Below are 19,985 nucleotides of genomic sequence, written 5' to 3'. Positions count from 1 at the left end.
ACCACTATCATGGAGCAACCCGCATCCCGCCGCGTGGCCACGCCCGTCGCATGGATCGCGCTGGTCGCGGCGGCGCTCGCGCTGGCCGTGGCGCTGCTGCCGGCGCCGCTTGCCCACGCGGACGACGATCCGGCGGCGGACGCCGCCACGACCGCCCCCGCCGCGCCGGCGGCCGGGCCCGTCCCGAACGTCATCATCACCAACTTCACCTACGGCGACGCCCCTGCCGCGGTCGGCGGCGACTTCACGCTGGGCTACACGTTCCAGAACATGGGTCGCGTCGCGGTGCAGAACATGGTGGTCACGGTCGACGGCGGCGACAGTTTCTCGATTGCCGGCGGCACCAACACGTTCTACGTCGACTGGCTCGATGCCGGGTACTCGCTCACCCAGAGCGTGCCGATGCAGGCGCTGGGCAGCGCCGCCAGCGGCGCGCACGCCGTGACGGTCGGATTCCGGTACGAATACGTGGATGCCGGCGTGCGCAGCAGCGGCTCGAGCGACATCAGGATCGCGGTGCCGGTGGTCCAGCCCGACCGTTTCCAGATCAACGACCCCGTGCTGCCCGAATCGACGTACGCCGGCGAGGAAGCCACCGTGACGATGGCCTACGTGAATAAGGGCAAGGCCGACATCGCCAACGTCGAGGCCAGCATCGAGGGCGAGGGCATCGAAAGCGCCGTGCCCAGTCAGTACCTGGGCAACGTGGCCTCGGGCGGCACCGGGGCCGTCGGCTTCGCGTTCACCCCGCTGGCCGCCGGCGAGGTGAACGCGACGCTGCGCATCAGCTATGAGGACCCCAACGGCGAGGCGAAGACCCGAGACTTCCCGATCACGCTCAACGTCAGCGAGAGCATCCCCGACACCGACGAGGGCATGGACCTGGAGCCTGAGCCCGAGCCGACGGTGCCGCTGTGGGCGTGGATCGCCGGGGGAGCGGCGTTGGCCGTGCCGGCCGTGGCGCTGGCGGTGGTGCTGGCGCGTCGCCGTCGCGCGCGGCATGCGGCCCGCCAGACGGACGACGGGGACTGGGACGACTGGGATGGCGGGGATCCCGAGGCCGGCACCCTGGATGGCGTCGCAGCCGATGACGCGGGAGCATCCGGCTTTCCGGCGCGGTCCGGAGACGGGACCCGCCCCGGCGACGGATCGTCCGCCGACGGCGAGCGGACGCAGGTCATCGCCGACGGGGACGATGGGATGCGGCGATGAGGTTCGCCGACATCCTGCGGCTGTGCCGGCAGAATCTTCTGCGCCGCAAGTCGCGCACCGTGCTGACTGTGCTCGGCGTCGTGGTGGGTTGCTGCTCCATCGTGCTGATGGTGTCCCTGGGCGCCGGAATCAACGAGCAGAACGAGCGCATGCTGGAGTCGATGGGTGATCTGAGCATCATCACCGTGTATGCGGGCGGTTCGGGAGCCGGCGGCGGAATCGACGGCAAACAGACCGCGCTTGACGACAAGGCCGTCGAGGAATTCCGTTCGATCCCGCAGGTGGCGGGCGTCACGCCGATGGCCTCGATGCCGTACACGGCCTCGTTGAAGACGGGAGGCGGCGACCGCTACGTGGTCGACTACGTGCAGGTCATGGGCATCGACACCACCCAGCTCGACGCCATGGGATATGTGCTCCTGGAAGGGCGCGCCCCGCTGCGCTCAGGCGAGGTGCTGCTCGGCGAATACACCGCCTACGACTTCATGGACCGGTTCCGCGCCGGCGAGGACAGCATGCGCCATCATTCGCGCGGCTCCGGCGGCATGTGCGTGTTCGACGAATCCACCGGGACGTGCCGCGAGGCCGCCGACGACCCCGATCCGTTCTTCGATCCGCTGACCACGCCGCTCACCCTGGTCGCCGGTCCCTCGTTCAACGGCCTGCTGTCGTCCGAGGGCGTGATGGCGGGAGACGCGGGGGCGGCGGGCACCCCGCTGGAGACCGCGCTGACGCCGGTGGGTATCCTCAAGGAGGACTACAACAAGGGCGGCGCCACGTCCAGCGGCCTGATCCTGCCGCTCGACGACCTGAAGCAGCTCGTCCGCGACGCCGACCCCTCGTCCGCGCGCGCCTCCGCCTACGACCAGGCGCTGGTCAAGGTCACGGACATGGCGCAGGTGGGCGAGGTGGAGGATCAGATCCGCGCTTTGGGATTCGGCACCTCGTCGGTGCGCCAGATGCGCGAGAGTCTGGAGGAGCAGTCGCGCTCCATCCAGCTGATCCTCGGCGGACTCGGCGCGGTGTCGCTGCTCGTCGCGGCCATCGGCATCGCCAACACCATGATCATGTCCGTCACCGAACGCACCCGCGAGATCGGCATTATGAAGTCGTTGGGCTGCACCGTGCGCGACATCCGCATCATGTTCCTGGGTGAGGCAGGCGCCATAGGATTCCTCGGCGGCGTCATCGGATGCGTCATCAGCGCGATCGCGTCCGTGGCCATCAACTTGGTGTCGTTCGCGAGCGCGGACGTGCGGGGCGTCGTCACGGCTGTGATCGGAGGCGGGGAGGCCACGCGGGTGTCGGTGATCCCGTGGTGGCTGTACCTGTTCGCAATCGCGTTCTCCACCGCAATCGGCCTGCTGTCGGGCTTCCAGCCCGCGAACCGCGCTGTGCGGATCCCCGCGTTGGACGCGATCAGGAACGCGACGTGATCACCGGCCTGACGCCAGCGCGGTGCGGATGCGGTCCACGATGCGTCCGGGGGCCAGATCGTACCGGTCGTGCAGCCGTTCCATGGGGACCCGGTCGGTGAACTCCTTGTCCGCGCCGAAGTTGAGCACATGCTGCGGCGTAATGGTCGCACGGTAGTGGGTCTGCCGGTCCCGGGACAGCGACGGCAGCGAGGCGTAGTATGCGGTGATCTTCTCGCCCCAACCGCCGTCCAGCTGACCGTCCTCGATTGTGACGACGATGCGGTGCCCGGCGGCGATCGCGTCCAACGTCCGGTAGTCCAACGCGTCATACCGCCGCGGGTCGATGAGTGTGGCGTCGATCGGATTCTTCGGGTCCCAGGTCAGCTCGGCCGCGACCTGTTCGGCGATCCGATAGGCATCGCCGAGGCCGATCAGGGCGACCTCTGATCCCAGATGGCTGATCCGGTACCGGTTCCACGGGCAATCCGGCGCCGGGGGCGTGGGCAGGTCGCTGCGTTGCCCGATGAAGGTGAACGATTCGGGGCATTCGTCGGCCCGGAACGCCGGGTAATGGCCTTCGCGCTCCCCGTCCAGGATCATGTCGCCCGGCACGCGGATGACGACCGGATCGTGGTTCTCCGCGCTGGTCGACCAGGCGAGCATCCGCAGGAACTCCTCGCCGCTGGTGGGTGCCAGACATACCAGATTCGGGATGTTGGACATCATCGCGATGTCGAACGCGCCCGAATGCGTGTTATCGGCGTCGGAGATGCCGGCGCCGAACACAAGCAGCGTGGCCGGCGTGCGGTTCAGGGCCAGCTCCTGCTGCAGCTGGTCGTAGGTGCGCTGGAAGAACGTGGCCGACGTGGCCAGCGCCGGACGCCCGCCGGCCTTGGCGATGCCGGAGGCGAAGGCGACCGCATGCTCCTCCGCGATGCCGGTGTCCACGTAGTGCGCGCCGGCACGCTCGCGGAACGCCCGGGTGATGCCGTTCGACCCGGGGGTGGCGGGGGAGATGACGACCAGGCCCGGCTCCGTGGCGAACCGCTCCTCCAACGCCCGCATCGCCATCTCGCCGTAATATTTACGCGCCCCGGGCAGGCGGTCGGCGGCGGACAGCGGATCCTGCCAGTGGTTCGCCTCGCAACGGCCCTCGACGAGCCCGGCCGCCGCGTCCTCGGCGTCCAGACCCAGCCCCTTGAGCGTGTGCACATGCAGGACGATCGGATGGTCGATGTCCTTGACCTGTTCGAGCACCTCCACGAGCGCGGCCACGTTGTTGCCGTCCTCGACATAGCGGTAATCCAGCCCGAAGGCGTGGAACAGATTGGGTTCGGCGGTGCCGCCCGATTCGCGCAGTCGGGCCAGCGGTCCGTACATGCCGCCGAAGTCCTCGGCGATCGACATCTCGTTGTCGTTGACGATGATGATCAGGTTGCCGCCCTGTTCGGCGGCGTTGTTCAGCCCCTCGAAGGCGATGGCCGAGCTGAGCGAGCCGTCGCCGATGACGGCGATCACATTGCCGATGCCGCTGCCGCCGTTGAGGTCGCCCATCATGTCGCGGGTCTTGGCCAGACCGCAGGCCAGCGAGATCGAGGTGCCGGTGTGCCCGAGCACGAACTGGTCGTGTTCGCTTTCCTCGGGGTTCGTGAATCCGGTTACCTCGTCATACCGGTCGGGATCTAGATAGGCTTGCGCGCGGCCGGTGAGCATCTTGTGCACGTAGCTCTGGTGCGAGACGTCGAAGACGATGCGGTCGCGGGGCGAGTCGAAGACGCGGTGGAGCGCCACGGTGAGCTCGACCACCCCCAGGTTGGACCCGATATGCCCCCCATGGGCCTTGCCGTAGGTGACGAGCGTGGAGCGGATGTCGGCGCACAACTGCGGGAGTTCGGCGGGATCCAGGGCTTTCACATCGGCCGGGGATCCGATTCGTCCCAACAGTTCGCCGTTCATGCACACACTCCTTCTTCCGATGAGTACCGGCGAAATTGTAGACGACGATGCGGGAACACACGCGTCGCGTCCGGAAATGTCCCCGAGTTCTCCGTATCAGGGGGTGTCTGGCGTGTCGTGCCGCATGGGCGTGCCCCGTGCCCGCATGGTCCGACGCCCGGCCGTGATTCACATCTGCCGCCGTCCATCCAGGCTGCGGGCTGCGGCCGTGTCCGTCGGTTGTTCGCCGCGGCCTGGCGGTCTCGTCGTTCGCGCACAATGGCAGGTGGAACCGTCCGCCGTTGTAAGGAGTGCCGATGAAGGCCGTAATCGCCGCAGGAATCAACCATGACAATCCGCTGTCCGTGCTGGACGTCCGCGACATGCCGGAGCCGGAGCCGCGCCTGTACTGGTCCACGGTGTCCGTGAAGGCGGCGACCGTCAACCATCACGACCTGTGGAGTCTGCAGGGCGTGGGACTGGCGGAATCCCAGACGCCGATGATCCTCGGCACCGACGCCGCCGGCATCCTCGACGAGGACATCCCCGGCCGGCACGGGCTCAAGGCCGGCAGCGAGGTGGTGCTGTACACGGTTGTGGGCAATGACGGCCACGGCGTCATGCCGGGGGAGCGCCGTACGATCCTGTCCGAGTACTATCCGGGCACGATGGCCGAGAAGACCGCGGTGCCCAGCGCGAACGTGTTCGCCAAGCCCGCGAACCTGACGATGGATGAGGCGGCTGCGCTCGGCACGAGCTGGCTGACCGCCTACTCGCTGGTGTTCACGGCCGCGAACGTCAAGCCCGGCGACACGATCCTCGTCCAAGGCGCGGGCGGCGGCGTGTCCACCGCGGCGATCCAGCTGGCCCACGCGGCCGGCCTGGAGGTGTTCGTCACTTCGCGTTCCGAGGCCAGGCGCGCCAAGGCGATGGAGCTCGGCGCCGACGCCGCGTTCGAGTCCGGGGCCCGCCTGCCGCGCAAGGTCGACGCCGTCATCGAGTCGGTGGGGGGCGGCCACCTGGGGCCATTCGGTCAGATCGGTGCGGCCCGGCGGCACGATCGCGATCTGCGGGGCGACCACCGGCGACCAGCCCGGGCCGAACTGACCCGCGTGTTCTTCCAGGACATCCGTGTGCAGGGCAACACGATGGGCAGCCGTGAGGATTTCGCCCGACTGCTGCGCTTCGTCGAGCATGCGGACCTGCATCCGGTGATCGACGCGGCCTACCCGATGGCCGAGGCGCCCGCTGCCTTCGCCCGCATGGCCGCCGGCGACGTCTTCGGCAAACTGGTACTGCGTGTTTGACCGTTCATCAACACACCCGGTTTCTACGGACTCTGACACTTTGTGGCCGTGTGAGGAATTTCAAAAACGTCATAATTCCGCCATTTCTGGAACTTGTGTCACGGTCACGATAGATCAGAGTCCGCAGAAGCCGGGCATGTTGGGGTATGGCGGTCGGAAGACGGACTTGACCCCGCCCGCCGCTAGAGTGGGTCGTATTCTTTGCCACTGATTTCGGGAGGCTGATATGGCAGATGTGACACCGCAGGTTGCGGTCATTATGGGATCGTCAAGCGACTGGGAGACCATGAAGCATGCGTGCGCGATGCTCGACCAGTTCGGCGTGCCGTACATGAAGCAGGTGATCTCCGCGCATCGCACGCCCGAGCTCATGGCCGAGTTCGCGCATAACGCCCGCGCCAACGGTCTGAAGGTCATCATCGCCGGTGCCGGCGGTGCCGCCCATCTGCCCGGCATGGTCGCCGCGCAGACCACGCTGCCGGTCATCGGCGTGCCGGTGCAGTCCCACGCCCTGTCCGGCTGGGATTCCCTGCTGTCGATCGTGCAGATGCCCGGCGGCATCCCGGTGGCCACCACCGCCATCGGCAAGTCCGGCGCCACCAACGCCGGTCTGCTGGCCGTGAGCATCCTGTCGACCACCGACGAGGAGTTGGCCGGCAAGCTGCAGTCGTACCGTGACGGACTCAAGGAGAAGGTGGCCGAATCCAATGCCCAGCTTGTCTGAGGAAACCCGCGGCGCGGTCACGCGTCTGATGCCCGGCGCCACCATCGGCATCGTCGGCGGCGGCCAGCTGGGCCGCATGATGGCCCTGTCCGCCAAGTACATGGGCTTCCGCGTCGGCGTACTCGACCCGACCCCGGACTGTCCGACCGCGCAGGTCGGCGATTTCCAGATCGTCGCCGCGTATGACGACAAGACCGCCATCCGCGAACTCGCCGCCAAGAGCGACGTGCTCACCTACGAGTTCGAGAACGTGGACGCCGATGCGCTCGACGAGGTGCGCGGCTCCGGCGAGGGGCAGTGCGCGGTGCCGCAGGGCACGGACCTGCTGCGCGTGACGCAGAACCGCATCGCCGAGAAGAGCTTCATCAACGATCACGGCATCGCCACCGCGCCGTGGCGGGCTGTGAACTCCCGCGCCGACCTGCAGGCGGCATTGGACGAGATCGGATACCCGGCGGTCCTCAAGACCTGCGAGGGTGGCTATGACGGCCACGGCCAGATCGTGCTGCGCTCCGCCGCCGACCTGGAACGCGTCTGGGCTGACGACGGCTTCCCGCCGGCGATCCTGGAAGGCTTCGTGGACTTCGCGTTCGAGGCCTCGATCCTCGTCTCCGGCGACGGCGAGCGGTATGTCACCTTCCCGATCGTACGCAACGTGCACCGGAACAACATCCTGCACATGACCATCGCGCCGGCCGAGGTGCCCGACGAGGTGGCCGCCAGGGCGCATGAACTCGCCCGCACGCTGGCCGACGGCTTCAAGCTCGCCGGCACGCTGGCCATCGAACTGTTCGTGACCCGGGACGGCCGCGTGCTGGTCAACGAGCTGGCCCCGCGCCCGCACAACTCCGGGCATTACACCATCGAGGCCTGCTCGATCGACCAGTTCGACGCGCACATCCGCGGCATCGCCGGCTGGCCGCTGCCGCAGCCCAAGCTGCTCAGCCCGGCGGTGATGGTCAACGTACTCGGCCAGCATGTGGCACCGACCCGCGCGCTGATCGGCGGGCATCCCGAATGGAACGTGCACGACTACGGCAAGGCCCAGGTCAAGCAAGACCGCAAGATGGGTCACATCACCGTGCTGACCGATGACACGGCCGCCTGTGTGGACGCTCTGGAATCCACCGGCTGCTGGGATGATCTGAGGTAATCGGTCATGGTGCAGCGGCAGACCCGGCAGAAGGACGCCATCCGCGAGGCCCTGCGCGAGAACGACGAATTCATCTCCGCGCAGGACCTGCACCGCTGGCTGGAGGAGCACGGCACGCATATCGGGCTGGCCACGGTGTACCGGCAGCTCAACGCGCTCGCCGACGCTGGCCTGGCCGATACGATCCGGCTGGACGGCCAGCAGCTGTTCCGGCTGTGCGGAGACGACGGGCATCATCACCATCTGGTGTGCGTCAGATGCGGCAGAACCGTGGAGATCGAGCCGCCCAGCGAATCGTGGCTGCGCGGCATCGCCGACGCCCACGGGTTCACGGTCGAATCGCACACGCTTGAGGTGTTCGGCCTGTGCCCCGATTGCCGCTGACCGTGTATAGCTGGCCGAATGTGGCCGGTCTGTATAACTGATCGTCTCCGCCGGCGGGATGGACGTTGCGCGTCCGTTCCGCCGGTTTCGCATATGTCGAGATGGGGCCTGATGCGGCCATGGGAGAGCGGCCGCGCCGATGACGGCTCGCATGCTCGACGATGGGCCGATGGCTGCGGGGAATGCCGCGAATCGGCGAAGTTCCGATGAAGTGCGGGTCGAAGCGATGGCTGCGGGGTGTCTTGCGACACTCTTATTGAAAATGATTATCAATATGTGATAGGGTATGGGCATGAATCCAGACAGGAACCGCAGAAAGGACCACAGCATGTCATCGTTCCGCCACTCCCGCACCCTCCGCCGCCATGCCCGCCGCATCGGCGCGGTGCTGGCCGCCGCACTGTCGGCCGTCGCGTTCACCGCCTGCACCCCGGCGTCCCGATCCGCCGATGGCGGCACGCTGGACGTCGCCGCGTCGGTCAGCCAATGGGGCACGATGGCCCAGGCGCTCGGCGGCGAACATGTCGTGGTGACGTCGGCGATCGCCAACGCCGCGGCCGATCCCCACGACTACGAACCGACGACCGCCGACATCGCGGGCATCTCGTCGGCGGACATCGCCGTCGTCAACGGCGCGGGATACGACACCTGGGCGTCCACGGCGGCCGGGACCGCCGGCATCGACACGATCGACGTCGGCGCGCTGGCGGGGGTCGAGGAAGGCGGCAACCCGCACCTGTGGTTCTCCGCGCAAGCCAGAACGGCCGCCGCCGATGCGATCACCGACGCCTACGTCGCCGCCGACCCCGAACACGTGGACGACTACCGGCGGCTGAATGCCCAGTGGCAGGAGCGTGAGCGGCAGCTGGACGACGACATCGCCGCCATCCGCGAGTCTTCGGCGTCCTCGCCGTATGCGGCCACCGAGTCGGTCGCCGCATACCTGTTCGAGGATCTGGGGATGGAGGACGTCACGCCGCAGGGGTACCTGCAGGCGGTGTCGAACGAGAGCGAGCCCGGGCCCGCCGACCTCAAGGCGTTCTCCGACCTGCTGGCGGAAGGCGCCGCCCGGTTGCTGGTGGTCAACAGCCAGCATGGCGACGCCGCTGGCGGTCAGCTGTCCGACGCGGCCCGGGCCGCGGATGTGCCCGTGCTGGAGGTGGGGGAGCAGCTGCCCGACGGATGCGACGATGTGGTGGCGTGGATGGGGACGCTGGTCGATCGGATCCGTGATCTGCTGGACTGACACGGCGGAACCCGGAGCGGGGCGGTTGCAGGCCAAGCCCCCCGAACGGTCGGGGAAGAATCAGGGAATCTTCAGGGTGAACCCGGTGCGATGACCGTGGCGGCGTCTACTATCGTATGGTTTGGAAACAATCGTAAAGAAACCGTCCGTTCACTTGGAGGACACGCGTGCCGTGCCCACAATGGTGGCTGTATGCGTCAAGGAAGGAGCGGGCACGGACCCCATGGTGCAGGATATGAGCGAATCTACAGGCATGGCCGACATCGAGGAACTGGATATCAAACGCGCGCAGCCGCGGACGAAACGTCGGCACAAGCCATTCCCCGGGTGGCTGTACGCGGTGCTGTTCCTGGTGTTCGACTTCGCGGCGGTCGCCATCCTGCAGTGGGGCGTGACGATGTCCAGCACGCGCGTGGAGCTTTCCAGCCCGCTGGTGGGGCTGGGCGACCTGATCGTGAAGATGTTCACCAAGGCCAACTTCGTACTGGTGCTCAACATGATCCTGGTCGGCGTCATCTACATGGTGCTGCTGATGCTGATCAACCGCTTCTGGATCGCCACGCCGGTGCTGTTGGCGGTGGCGATCGTCATCGCGGTCATCGAGCATTTCAAGATCGGCATCCGGTATGAGGCGATCCTGCCGTCGGACCTGGGCTTCCTGGGGTCGAACACCGGTAACCTGATGAGTTTCGTGCCGGCCGGATGGCAATGGGTGGTGCTCGGCGCCGTGGCGGTGTTCGCGGCGATCGTGGCGCTGTGCGTGGGCCTCAACCGCATCGACGCCAGGCATGGGCGCATGATCCGCACCGCCAACCCGGGCATGGCTGCGGCGGTCCGGCTGCTGCTGATCCTGTGCCCGGCCCTGTTCCTCGGCGTGTACACCATGCATGTGGGCACCGTCGGCTCCTGGGCGAACGTATTCTCCTCGGCGCTGGGCGACATCCCCTCGATGTGGGATTCCGTCTATGACGCGCAGCGCAACGGTCCGGTCGTCGCATTCGTCCGCCAGCTCAACCCGAAGGTCATGGATGAGCCGGAGGGCTACAGCGAGGAGACGATGCGCGAGGTTGCCGCCCGGTATGCCGATGCGGCGGACGCGATGAACGAGACCCGTTCCGAATACCTGGACGAGAGCACCGTGATCTTCGTGCTCAACGAATCGTTCTCCGACCCCTCCCGCGTGCCCGGCATCGAGCTGAACCAGGAGGCGACCCCCGAGGTCGACGCGATCCGCGAGCAGACCACCGGCGGCTTGATGCTCTCCTCCGGTTACGGAGGAGGTACCGCCAACCTGGAGTACATGAGCCTGACCGGCATGAGCATGGCGAACTTCAACTCGTCGCTGACCAGCCCGTACCAGCAGCTGGTGCCCAGCCAGCGGTGGACCCCCAGCGTCAACCAGATGTGGGGCGACGCCGAGAACTCACTGGGATTCCACCCGTACGAGCCGTCGATGTACTCCCGTGCCACCAACTACCGCAAGTTCGGGTTCTCGCATTTCTACACGCTGGAGGGCGACGACGTCATCGCGCACCGGGATACGATCGACAAGTCGCCGTACGTGTCCGACGCGGCGACCTACCGGAGCGTGCTGGACGAGGTCGGATCGACCGACGCGAACCAGTTCATCTCCGTCATCACGATGCAGAACCACATGCCGTACAACGACTGGTACTCCGACAACGAGTTCACGGTGACCAACACGGACGGCGCCGAACCGCTGGGCGAGGACGAGACCCGGGAGATCGAGACCTACGCCAAGGGCGTCTCGCTCTCCGACAAGGCCACGGCGGAATTCCTCGACGAACTCGATGCCATCGACAAGCCGATCACCGTGGTGTTCTACGGCGACCACCTGCCCGGCATCTATTCGACCGCCGGCGAGGACCAGAACAACTCGTTGGCCCTGCACCTGACCGACTACTTCATCTGGTCCAACAAGGCATCAAGCAGCCAGGGCACGAAGAACGAGAACAGCGACTACACCTCGCCGAACTACTTCATCGCGCAGGCCGCCGAGCACATGAACGCCAAGGTCTCGCCGTTCCTGGCGTTCCTGACGCAGATGCACGAGCATGTCAGCGCCATGGAGCCGCCGGTGGTGAACAACATCCAGGGCTGGTCCCGCATCCCGGAGGGCCAGCCGATCTACCTGGACGCCGACGGCAACCCGATGGTCGAATCGGAGATGGACGCCGCCACCCGGCAGCTGCTTGAGGACTACAAGCTCATCCAGTACGACGTCACCGCCGGTGACGGCTACCTGAAGGACCTCGGATTCATGGACGCGCCCGAGCGTTAGGCGTTGCCTCGTGACGTGACGCGTTACGATACATAGTAAGGATGATGCCGACCGGCCGTTCCGGTCGGCATCATGCATAGTTTCGGCACTGTTGCAAAGGAGGAGCGGTCATGAAAGCGAACCAGTATTATGCGGGCGCCTGCGTGGTGATCACCGGCGCGGGCTCGGGCATCGGACGGCTGATGGCGCTACGTATCGTCGAGGAAGGCGGGCGCGTGGCGATCTGGGACATCAACGGCGAGGCCGCCCGGACCACGGCCGACATGGCCAACGCGCAGGTGGGTGCCGATCCGGCCGACCCGAAGGCCATCGCCTTCACCGTGGACGTGACCGACAACGCGGCCGTGCAGCAGGCCGCCGCCGACACGATCGATGCGCTGGGCCGCGTCAACGTACTGATCAACAACGCCGGCGTGGTCTCCGGTGCGCCGTTCGAGGACCTGACCGAGCAGCAGATCCGCCGCACCTTCGCCGTGAACGTGCTGAGCCTGTTCTGGACCACCAAGGCGTTCATGCCGGCGCTCAAGAAACAGCAGCGCGCGGCGATCGTCACCGTGGCCTCGGCGGCCGGCATCGTGGCCGTGGCCCGTCAGACCGATTACGCGGCCAGCAAGTTCGCGGCCGTCGGCTTCACCAGCTCGCTGCGCAGCGAGCTGAAGAAGGCCGGCTCGCACATCCGTACGCTCACCGTCTGCCCGTACTACATCGACACCGGCATGTTCGAGGGCGTGACCACTAAGTTCCCGCTGCTGTTGCCGATCCTCAAGGAGCAGGCCGTGGCGGACAGGATCGTGGAGGCCGTGGCCAAAGGGCGTGAACGCCTGATCATGCCGCCGTTCGCCGCCGTGGCCGGATTCGTGGCCGCGCTGCCGCCCAAGATCGCCGACCCGATCTACGGCATCTTCGGTCTGAACGAGGGCATGGACCATTTCACCGGCCGCAAGTGACAAGGAGTCGTTCGACATGACCCATGAAGTATTCAACCGGCTGCGCGACGCCTACACCACCGGCGTCACCAAGCCGCTGGCGTGGCGCCGCGGTCAGCTCAACGCGCTGTGCCGCATGATCACCGAGAACAAGCAGGCCATCATCGACGCGGTCGCCGCGGACCTGGGCAAGCCGGCCTCGGAGACGCTGTTGATGGAGATCGACCTGGTGCTGAGCGAGGCGAACTTCGTCCGTCGTCGCATGCGCTGGTGGTCGGCGCGCCACCCCAAGCCGATGCATTGGCTGCTGCAGCCCGCCGTCGGCTGGACCATCAACGAGCCCAAGGGCGTGGTCCTGATCATCTCGCCGTGGAACTATCCGGTGCTGCTGTCGTTGGAACCGATGGTCGACGCCATCGCCGCCGGCAACGCGGTCTGCCTGAAACCGTCGGAGCTCTCGCCGCATATCTCCCATCTGACCGCCGAACTCATCGAACGGTACATGGACACCAGCGCCATCGCCGTCGTGGAGGGCGGCCCGGAGGAGACCACGGATCTGCTGGCCGAGCCGTTCGACCATATCTTCTACACCGGCGGCGGGCGCGTCGGCCGCATCGTCATGAAGGCCGCCTCCGAGAATCTGACCCCGGTCACGTTGGAACTGGGCGGCAAATCGCCCTGCTTCGTCGACGGCACCGTGCCGCTGGCCGCCACGGCCCGGCGCATCGCGTGGGGTAAATTCACCAACGCCGGCCAGACCTGTGTGGCACCGGACTATGTGCTGGCCACGCCGGACGTGGCCCAGGTGCTGGCCGAACGCATCGCGTTGGCCGTCACCGAGTTCTACGGCGAGGATCCGCAGGCCTCGCACAGCTTCGCCCGCATCATCAACGAGCGTCATTTCGACCGGCTGTCCCGGCTGCTGCCGCAGGAGGGCGACGCGGACGACCCCGCCGGCCAGATTGTCTGCGGCGGGCAGACCGACCGTGTCGACCGGTACATCGCGCCGACCGTGCTGTTCGGCACCTCGCCGGACGCCCCGGTGATGGGGGAGGAGATCTTCGGCCCCATCCTGCCGGTCATCGTAGTGCAGGACGCCCGCGAGGCGATCGAGTTCATCAACGCGCGCAGCCGTCCGTTGGCCGCCTACGTGTTCTCGCGCAATCCGAAGACGCGCGGCGTGTTCGAGCGTGACGTGAACGCCGGCGCGATCGGCTACTCGCTGCCGCTGGGGCATCTGATTTCCAGCCGACTGCCGTTCGGCGGCACCGGCGAATCGGGCATGGGCGCCTACCACGGCAAGGAGGGTTTCCGCGTCTTCAGCCACAAGAAGACCGTGATCTCCAAGCCGCTGTTCCCGGATACGCTCCAGTTCATCTACCCGCCGTTCAACGATCTGCGTCAGAAGCTGATCGCGATCATCGGCAAACTGGTGTAGCGAGGCTACGGCAGCCGCCATACGGTCGGACCCCTGGCGGGCAACCCGGTCTCGGGATGCCCGCCAGGGGTCCGTGGCGTTAGGACGGTACCGCGGCTCAGGCGTTCAGCGCCTTGGCGCCGATGTCGTGACGGTAGAACATGCCCGAGGTGTCGAGCTTGTCGATGATGGCATACACCTTGTCCTGCGCGGCCTTGATGTCGTCGGCGGTGGTCTCGACGAGCAGCACGCGGCCGGAGGAGGCCATCAGCCCGCCATGCTCGGCGGAGGCCACTCCGGCGTAGTACACGTGGCTGGACTCGTCCACCGGAATCTCAGGAATCGCCGCACCCTTGATCACGTTGTTCGGGTAGCCGTCGGCGGCGAGCACGACGCCCAGGGTGGCGTGCTCCTCATCCCAGGCGAACTCCGGAACGCCGCCGTTGAGGATCGCGTCGATGCCGGCGCCCAGGTCGCTGGTCAGCTTCGGCAGCACGACCTCGGTCTCCGGGTCGCCGAAACGGGCGTTGAACTCGATGACCTTCGGGCCATCGGCGGTGGCGATCAGGCCGGCGTACAGGATGCCGGTGAACGGCGTGCCTTCGGCGGCCATGGCCTCCACGGTCGGGCGCACGATCGTCTCGATGGCGGCATCGACCACGTCCTGCCCGATCTGCGGCACAGGGCTGTAGGCACCCATGCCACCGGTGTTCGGACCCTCGTCATTGTCATAGGCGCGCTTGTGGTCCTGCGAGATCGGCATCGGCCAGAAATCGGTGCCGTGCACGAAGCTCATCAGCGAGAATTCCTGACCCTCCAGGAAGTCCTCGATCACCACCTTGGCGCCGGCCGAACCGAAACGGTGGTCGACGAAGATGTCCTCCAGCGCGTGCAGCGCGGTATCCTCGTCCATCGCCACGGTCACGCCCTTGCCGGCGGCCAGGCCGTCCGCCTTGATCACGATAGGGGCGCCGTGCTCGCGCACATAGTCCTCGGCCGGCTCGAGCTCGTCGAAGGTGCGGTACTGGGCGGTGGGGATGTTGTGCCGGGCCATCAGACGCTTGGCGAAGTCCTTGGAGCCCTCGATCTGCGCGGCGGCCTTGGTCGGGCCGAACGCCTTGATGCCGGCCTGCTCGAAATCGTCGACGATGCCCTCGATCAGCGGCACCTCGGGACCGACGAACACCCAGTCGTATTCGTTGTCCTTGACGAAGTCGATCATCGCCGCGTGGTTCGACGGGTTGATCCGCTGGGTGCGGATGCCGTCGAGCTCCATGCCCGGATTGCCGGGGGCCACGGTCACCTCGTCGACGCTGCCGCCACGCAGCAGCGCGTGGGCGATGGCATGTTCACGGGCGCCCGAACCGATAACCAGAACCTTCATAGTCATACCTCCTCAAAAAACCTAGGCCAGTTCCACGTCGTCCACGGTTTTGCGCACCACGGCGCCGATGCGGTAGGCGGGCTCATCGTTGCCGGAGAGCAGCGCCATCGCCTCGTCGGCGCGATCGGCCGCCACGGCCAGCACCATGCCCGCGCCCATGTTGAAGATATTGAACATCTCCGTGTGCTCCACGTTCCCCGCACGCTCGATCACATCGAAGATCGGTGGCACGGGCCAGGAGCCCAGCTCGATGCGGGTGGCCAGACCGTCGGGGATCATGCGCGGGATGTTCTCAATGAACCCGCCGCCGGTGATATGCGCCACGCCCTTGACCACACCGGCCTGGAACAGCGGCTTCAACGCCTTGACGTAGATGCGGGTGGGTTCCAGCAGCACCTCGCCGAGCGTCCTGCCGTCCAGCTCGTCCAGCGTGGTGTCCACCGTGTAGCCGGCCTGCTCGAACAGGGCCTTGCGCACCAGCGAGAAGCCGTTGGAATGCACGCCGGAGGAGGGCAGGCCGATCAGCACGTCGCCCTCGGCGATGCCGGAGCCGTCCACGATGGCGGAACGTTCGGCCACACCGACGGCGAAGCCGGCCAGATCGTACTCGTCCTCGGCATACATGCCCGGCATCTCGGCGGTCTCGCCGCCGATCAGACCGGCACCGGCCTGCACACAGCCGTCGGCCACGCCGGAGACGACCTGCTCCAGCAGGGCCGGGTCGTTCTTGCCGCAGGCGATGTAGTCCAGAAAGAACAGCGGTTCGGCACCCTGGGCGGCGATGTCGTTGACGCACATGGCCACACAGTCGATGCCGATGGTGTCATGCCTGCCGGCCATCTTGGCCACGACGAGCTTGGTGCCCACGCCGTCGGTGCCGGAGATCAGCACCGGTTCGCGGTATCCGAGCGAGGCGAGGTCGAACAGGCCGCCGAAGCCGCCGATGCCGCCGACCACGCCGGGGCGTTCGGTACGTGCCACATGGGATTTGATGCGCTTGACGACCTCATAGCCGGCTTCGACGCTGACTCCAGCGTTCTCATACGCTTTGGGCATGATCTCCCTTTCTTGGTGCAGCTGCCGCTGCGATGGTTGGTTGGGTTGCGGATAGACGATGGGATGATGATGACGGGGTGTGCCGCGGATTACTGCTTGGGCGGCCACTCGCCGGGCTTGAGCCCCTTCTGGCAGGAGAACTCGTTGCCCTGGTAGTCGCTCTTGTCCAGTGCGAACTTCGGGAGGCGCACACGGTCCTCCGGGGTCAGGGACGCCAGGAACTCCTGCTCGTAGTCATCCAGCGCGGTCGGGTAGTCGCCGTTGAAATAGGCCACGCACAGGCCGCCGTACGGGGCGTCGGCGTTCAGTCCGATCGACTCGATCAGGCCGTCGAGGCTGAGGAACGCCAACGTATCGGCGCCGATGAACTCACGGATCTCCTCCACCGACTTCTTGGCGGCGATCAGCTCCTTGGTGGTGGAGATGTCGATGCCGTAGAAGCAGGGGTACTTCAGCGGCGGCGAGGAGATGCGCATATGCACCTCGGAGGCGCCGGCCTCGCGCAGCAGCTGGACCAGACGCTTGGAGGTGGTGCCGCGCACAATCGAATCGTCGACGACGACCACGCGCTTGCCGCTGACCACGCCGCGCACGGCGGCGAGCTTCATGCGCACGCCCTGCTCGCGCAGCTCCTGCGTGGGCTGGATGAAGGTGCGTGCCACGTACTGGTTCTTGATCAGGCCCATCTCGTTCGGCAGATGGGCGGCCTCGGAATAGCCGGAGGCGGCGGACAGGGAGGAGTTCGGCACGGCGATGACCATGTCGGCGTCCACCGGCGACTCCTGCGCCAGCCGGGCGCCCATGCGCTTGCGGGCCGAATGCACGTTCACGCCGTAGATGTTGGAATCGGGGCGTGCGAAGTAGATGAACTCCATCGAGCAGATCGCCAGCTGGGTCTGGTCGGTGTAGGTGTCGATGCGGTAGCCGTCGTCGTCCACCACCACGATCTCGCCGGGACGGATGTCACGCACGAGCTCGGCGCCGACGATGTCCAGCGCGCAGGTCTCGGAGGCGAGCACATAGGCGCCGTTGGTCATCCGGCCCAGGGAGAGCGGTCGGAACCCGTTCGGGTCGAGGGCGCCGATCATGGCGTTCTCGGTCATCAGCAGGTAGGCGAACCCGCCGTGGACGGTGTTGAGCGCCTCCTTGAGCTTGTCCACGAACGTGGGCTGCTCGGAGCGGCGGATCAGGTGCATGAGCACCTCGGTATCCGAGTTCGAGCGGAAGATCGCGCCCTGGGATTCGAGTTCGCGCCGCAGCGTGGGGCAGTTGGTCAGGTTGCCGTTGTGGGCCAGCGCCATGTCGCCATCCGAGAAGCGGAAGATGAACGGCTGGATGTTGTCGGTGGAACCGGAGCCGGCGGTGGCGTAGCGCACGTGGCCGATCGCGCGGTCGCCCCTGAGCCGCTGGATCTCGCGTTCGTCGGAGAACACCTGCGTGAGCAGGCCGAGCCCGCGGTGCCCGATGAGATGGCCATGGTCGTTCGAGACGATGCCGGCGCCCTCCTGTCCGCGGTGCTGCAGCGCGTGCAGGCCGAAGTACGTCAGTCGGGCTGCGTCCGGGTGCCCCCAGACGCCGAAGATGCCGCATTCCTCGTGGATGTCTTCAAGTTCGGCGGACAAGCCTGATGCCTCCTTGTCAAGGCGTGGAGCATTACATCACAACGATACCAACGCAGGGCTACATACCGGGGTGTTGCGGGGCCCCGCGCGGTTCCGGAAGTTCACCCGGCGTACACGCCGCGTTCGCATGGGGTCGGGATGCGTCGGCAGACGTTCGTACAAATGTTCGAATTATCTGCTATGCTGGACGGTACGGCGGGCGGTAGGGCGCCGCCGCGGGACACGCATCGGTACGGCGGAAGGAGGCGTGATGGCGGAACGCACATGCATCGCGATCGACCTCAAGTCGTTCTACGCCTCCGAGGAATGCGTCGAACGCGGGCTCGACCCGCTGTCCACGCATCTGGTCGTGGCCGACGAGTCGCGCACGGACAAGACGATCTGCCTGGCCGTCTCCCCGTCGCTGAAGGCGTATGGGCTGCCGGGGCGGTGCCGGCTGTTCGAAGTGCGTGAACGGTTGCGGGCGGTCAACGAAGAGCGCCGTCTGCGGGCGCCGGGCCGGCGTCTGGTGGGGGAGTCGTTCGATGCGGCCGAGCTGGCCGACCATCCGGAACGTGCGGTCGGGATGGTCATCGCCAAGCCGCGTATGTCGCACTATCTGCGGTGCAGCGGTGATGTCTACCGTGTGTATCTGCGGTATGCGGCCGCCGAGGACATCCATGTGTATTCGATCGATGAGGTGTTCATCGACGCCACGCGGTATCTACGCGCGCGTGGCATGACCCCGCGGCAGATGGCCGCCGCGATTGTGCGCGACGTCGCGGCCGCCACCGGCATCACGGCCACAGCCGGCATCGGCACCAATCTGTATCTGGCCAAGGTGGCGATGGACATCGTGGCCAAGCACATCCCCGCCGACGCCGACGGCGTGCGTGTGGCCGAGTTGGATGAGATGTCCTATCGGCGGCTGTTGTGGGATCACCGCCCGTTGACCGATTTCTGGCGGATCGGACACGGGTATGCCAGGAAGCTGGAGGCGCAGGGGCTGCTGACCATGGGGGATATCGCCCGTTGCTCGCTCGGCTCCGCCTCCGACTATTACAACGAGGACCTGCTCTATCGGATGTTTGGGGTCAACGCCGAACTGCTCATCGACCACGCCTGGGGGTGGGAGCCGTGCACGATCGCCGACATCAAGGCGTACCGGCCGGAAGGCCACAGCATCAGCTCCGGCCAGGTGCTGCAGGGGCCGGCCGATTTCGCCACGGCACGGCTGATCGCCAAGGAGATGGCCGACACACTGGCCCTGGACCTGACCGCCCAAGGGGTGCTGGCCGGCCGCGTGGGGTTGGCCGTGGGGTATGACATCGGCAATGTGGACCCGTCCAAACTGAAATGCTCGCCATCGGGTAAGAGCGGGGGAACGCATGCATACGCCGGACCGGTGAAGAAGGACCGATACGGACGCACGGTCCCCAAACCCGCGAACGGCTCCATACCGTTGGGGAAGCGGACGGATTCGGCGAGCCGGCTGCGTGAGGCGATGACGGAGCTGTTCAACCGGCTGGTCGATCCCTCGCTGATGGTGCGTCGGATCACCGTGGTCGCTGACGATCTGCATCCGGCGGAGGAATCGAGGACGGGGGATGTTGGGTATGAACAACCCGACTTGTTCTCCGCGCTGGCTGCGGATGGGGAACCGCAGGACGCCGTTGCCGTGGGCCAGGTCGGCGATCATCGGAACGACGGGGTGCGGCGGGGCACGGACGATTCCGGCGGACAGCCTGGCAATGCGGGGGAATCGGCGGTGACCCGTGAACGAGACATCCAACAGACGCTGCTGGACGTCAAGCGCAAATTCGGCAGAAACGCCGTCATCAAGGCCATGAACATGGAGCCCGGTGCCACCGGACAACAGCGCAACCGGCAGATCGGAGGGCACGCCGCATGAACGGAGGA

At 66.6% G+C, this 19,985-nt stretch carries 15 protein-coding genes; 11 read left to right on the top strand and 4 right to left on the bottom strand.

From position 1 onward, the window contains the following. Positions 1-9: 9 nt before the first annotated feature. On the top strand, positions 10-1,212 hold the full coding sequence (locus BIGA_RS04965) for a COG1361 family protein (protein WP_051912250.1): 1,203 nt from the start codon (positions 10-12) through the stop codon (positions 1,210-1,212). Beyond that, positions 1,209-2,648: an ABC transporter permease gene (locus BIGA_RS04960; RefSeq protein ID WP_033506410.1), complete on the top strand. Its 1,440-nt coding sequence runs from the start codon at positions 1,209-1,211 to the stop codon at positions 2,646-2,648. The genes BIGA_RS04965 and BIGA_RS04960 overlap by 4 nt, the downstream gene beginning before the upstream one ends. Here BIGA_RS04960 and BIGA_RS04955 read toward each other — a convergent pair whose 3' ends face one another. Continuing rightward, positions 2,649-4,586: a 1-deoxy-D-xylulose-5-phosphate synthase gene (locus tag BIGA_RS04955; protein WP_033506412.1), complete on the bottom strand. Its 1,938-nt coding sequence runs from the start codon at positions 4,584-4,586 to the stop codon at positions 2,649-2,651. Positions 4,587-4,882: 296 nt separating this feature from the next. Here BIGA_RS04955 and BIGA_RS04950 point away from each other — a divergent pair, with 296 nt between their 5' ends. From BIGA_RS04950 to BIGA_RS04915, 8 genes are all read left to right on the top strand, one after another. Continuing rightward, positions 4,883-5,872 (top strand): zinc-binding dehydrogenase, encoded by a 990-nt coding sequence (locus tag BIGA_RS04950; RefSeq protein ID WP_237744060.1) that lies wholly within the window; start codon positions 4,883-4,885, stop codon positions 5,870-5,872. A 226-nt stretch (positions 5,873-6,098) separates the two neighbouring features. After that, positions 6,099-6,596: a 5-(carboxyamino)imidazole ribonucleotide mutase gene (purE, locus tag BIGA_RS04945; RefSeq protein WP_033506417.1), complete on the top strand. Its 498-nt coding sequence runs from the start codon at positions 6,099-6,101 to the stop codon at positions 6,594-6,596. Continuing rightward, the gene (gene purK / locus BIGA_RS04940) at positions 6,580-7,749 is read left to right on the top strand and encodes a 5-(carboxyamino)imidazole ribonucleotide synthase (protein ID WP_033506419.1); all 1,170 of its coding nucleotides are present in this window, start codon (positions 6,580-6,582) and stop codon (positions 7,747-7,749) included. Before purE ends, purK begins: the two co-directional genes overlap by 17 nt. Positions 7,750-7,755: 6 nt before the next feature. Next, positions 7,756-8,133, top strand: coding sequence for a Fur family transcriptional regulator (locus BIGA_RS04935; protein ID WP_033506421.1), 378 nt, complete (start codon positions 7,756-7,758; stop codon positions 8,131-8,133). Between the two features lie 328 nt (positions 8,134-8,461). Next, positions 8,462-9,379 (top strand): metal ABC transporter solute-binding protein, Zn/Mn family, encoded by a 918-nt coding sequence (locus BIGA_RS04930; RefSeq protein ID WP_033506423.1) that lies wholly within the window; start codon positions 8,462-8,464, stop codon positions 9,377-9,379. Positions 9,380-9,614: 235 nt separating this feature from the next. Beyond that, entirely contained in the window at positions 9,615-11,681 is a 2,067-nt protein-coding gene (locus BIGA_RS04925; RefSeq protein WP_033506560.1) for an LTA synthase family protein, read from the top strand. A 110-nt stretch (positions 11,682-11,791) separates the two neighbouring features. Further along, on the top strand, positions 11,792-12,628 hold the full coding sequence (locus BIGA_RS04920) for an SDR family oxidoreductase (protein WP_033506425.1): 837 nt from the start codon (positions 11,792-11,794) through the stop codon (positions 12,626-12,628). Positions 12,629-12,644: 16 nt separating this feature from the next. Then, positions 12,645-14,045, top strand: coding sequence for an aldehyde dehydrogenase family protein (locus tag BIGA_RS04915; RefSeq protein WP_033506427.1), 1,401 nt, complete (start codon positions 12,645-12,647; stop codon positions 14,043-14,045). Between the two features lie 97 nt (positions 14,046-14,142). On the opposite strand, the gene purD is transcribed toward BIGA_RS04915, so the two are convergent. The 3 genes from purD to purF all read right to left on the bottom strand — a co-directional run bounded on the left by purD (position 14,143) and on the right by purF (position 18,086). Continuing rightward, positions 14,143-15,414 carry a phosphoribosylamine--glycine ligase gene (gene purD / locus BIGA_RS04910; RefSeq protein ID WP_152595974.1) on the bottom strand — a complete coding sequence of 424 codons (1,272 nt, stop codon included), beginning with the start codon at positions 15,412-15,414 and terminating at the stop codon, positions 14,143-14,145. 15 nt (positions 15,415-15,429) lie between these two features. After that, positions 15,430-16,464 (bottom strand): phosphoribosylformylglycinamidine cyclo-ligase, encoded by a 1,035-nt coding sequence (purM, locus tag BIGA_RS04905; RefSeq protein WP_033506431.1) that lies wholly within the window; start codon positions 16,462-16,464, stop codon positions 15,430-15,432. A gap of 89 nt (positions 16,465-16,553) precedes the next feature. Then, positions 16,554-18,086, bottom strand: coding sequence for an amidophosphoribosyltransferase (gene purF, locus BIGA_RS04900; RefSeq protein ID WP_033506433.1), 1,533 nt, complete (start codon positions 18,084-18,086; stop codon positions 16,554-16,556). Positions 18,087-18,336: 250 nt separating this feature from the next. On the opposite strand from purF, the gene BIGA_RS04895 reads away from it, so the two are divergent. Further along, positions 18,337-19,977: a Y-family DNA polymerase gene (locus BIGA_RS04895; protein ID WP_033506435.1), complete on the top strand. Its 1,641-nt coding sequence runs from the start codon at positions 18,337-18,339 to the stop codon at positions 19,975-19,977. Positions 19,978-19,985 lie beyond the last annotated feature (8 nt).

The sequence above is a fragment of the Bifidobacterium pullorum subsp. gallinarum genome, from assembly GCF_000741215.1.
Taxonomy (GTDB): domain Bacteria; phylum Actinomycetota; class Actinomycetes; order Actinomycetales; family Bifidobacteriaceae; genus Bifidobacterium; species Bifidobacterium pullorum_B.
This window is presented reverse-complemented; position numbering and strand designations above follow the sequence as displayed.

What these genes read in the sequence shown, in the direction of transcription:
- BIGA_RS04955 (WP_033506412.1), bottom strand. Translation starts at nt 4,586, where the DNA reads ATGAACGGCGAACTGTTGGGACGAATCGGATCCCCGGCCGATGTGAAA.
- purM (WP_033506431.1), bottom strand. Translation starts at nt 16,464, where the DNA reads ATGCCCAAAGCGTATGAGAACGCTGGAGTCAGCGTCGAAGCCGGCTAT.
- purE (WP_033506417.1), top strand. Translation starts at nt 6,099, where the DNA reads ATGGCAGATGTGACACCGCAGGTTGCGGTCATTATGGGATCGTCAAGC.
- BIGA_RS04925 (WP_033506560.1), top strand. Translation starts at nt 9,615, where the DNA reads ATGAGCGAATCTACAGGCATGGCCGACATCGAGGAACTGGATATCAAA.
- BIGA_RS04935 (WP_033506421.1), top strand. Translation starts at nt 7,756, where the DNA reads ATGGTGCAGCGGCAGACCCGGCAGAAGGACGCCATCCGCGAGGCCCTG.
- BIGA_RS04920 (WP_033506425.1), top strand. Translation starts at nt 11,792, where the DNA reads ATGAAAGCGAACCAGTATTATGCGGGCGCCTGCGTGGTGATCACCGGC.
- BIGA_RS04895 (WP_033506435.1), top strand. Translation starts at nt 18,337, where the DNA reads ATGGCGGAACGCACATGCATCGCGATCGACCTCAAGTCGTTCTACGCC.
- purK (WP_033506419.1), top strand. Translation starts at nt 6,580, where the DNA reads ATGCCCAGCTTGTCTGAGGAAACCCGCGGCGCGGTCACGCGTCTGATG.
- purD (WP_152595974.1), bottom strand. Translation starts at nt 15,414, where the DNA reads ATGACTATGAAGGTTCTGGTTATCGGTTCGGGCGCCCGTGAACATGCC.
- BIGA_RS04960 (WP_033506410.1), top strand. Translation starts at nt 1,209, where the DNA reads ATGAGGTTCGCCGACATCCTGCGGCTGTGCCGGCAGAATCTTCTGCGC.
- BIGA_RS04950 (WP_237744060.1), top strand. Translation starts at nt 4,883, where the DNA reads ATGAAGGCCGTAATCGCCGCAGGAATCAACCATGACAATCCGCTGTCC.
- BIGA_RS04915 (WP_033506427.1), top strand. Translation starts at nt 12,645, where the DNA reads ATGACCCATGAAGTATTCAACCGGCTGCGCGACGCCTACACCACCGGC.
- BIGA_RS04965 (WP_051912250.1), top strand. Translation starts at nt 10, where the DNA reads ATGGAGCAACCCGCATCCCGCCGCGTGGCCACGCCCGTCGCATGGATC.
- BIGA_RS04930 (WP_033506423.1), top strand. Translation starts at nt 8,462, where the DNA reads ATGTCATCGTTCCGCCACTCCCGCACCCTCCGCCGCCATGCCCGCCGC.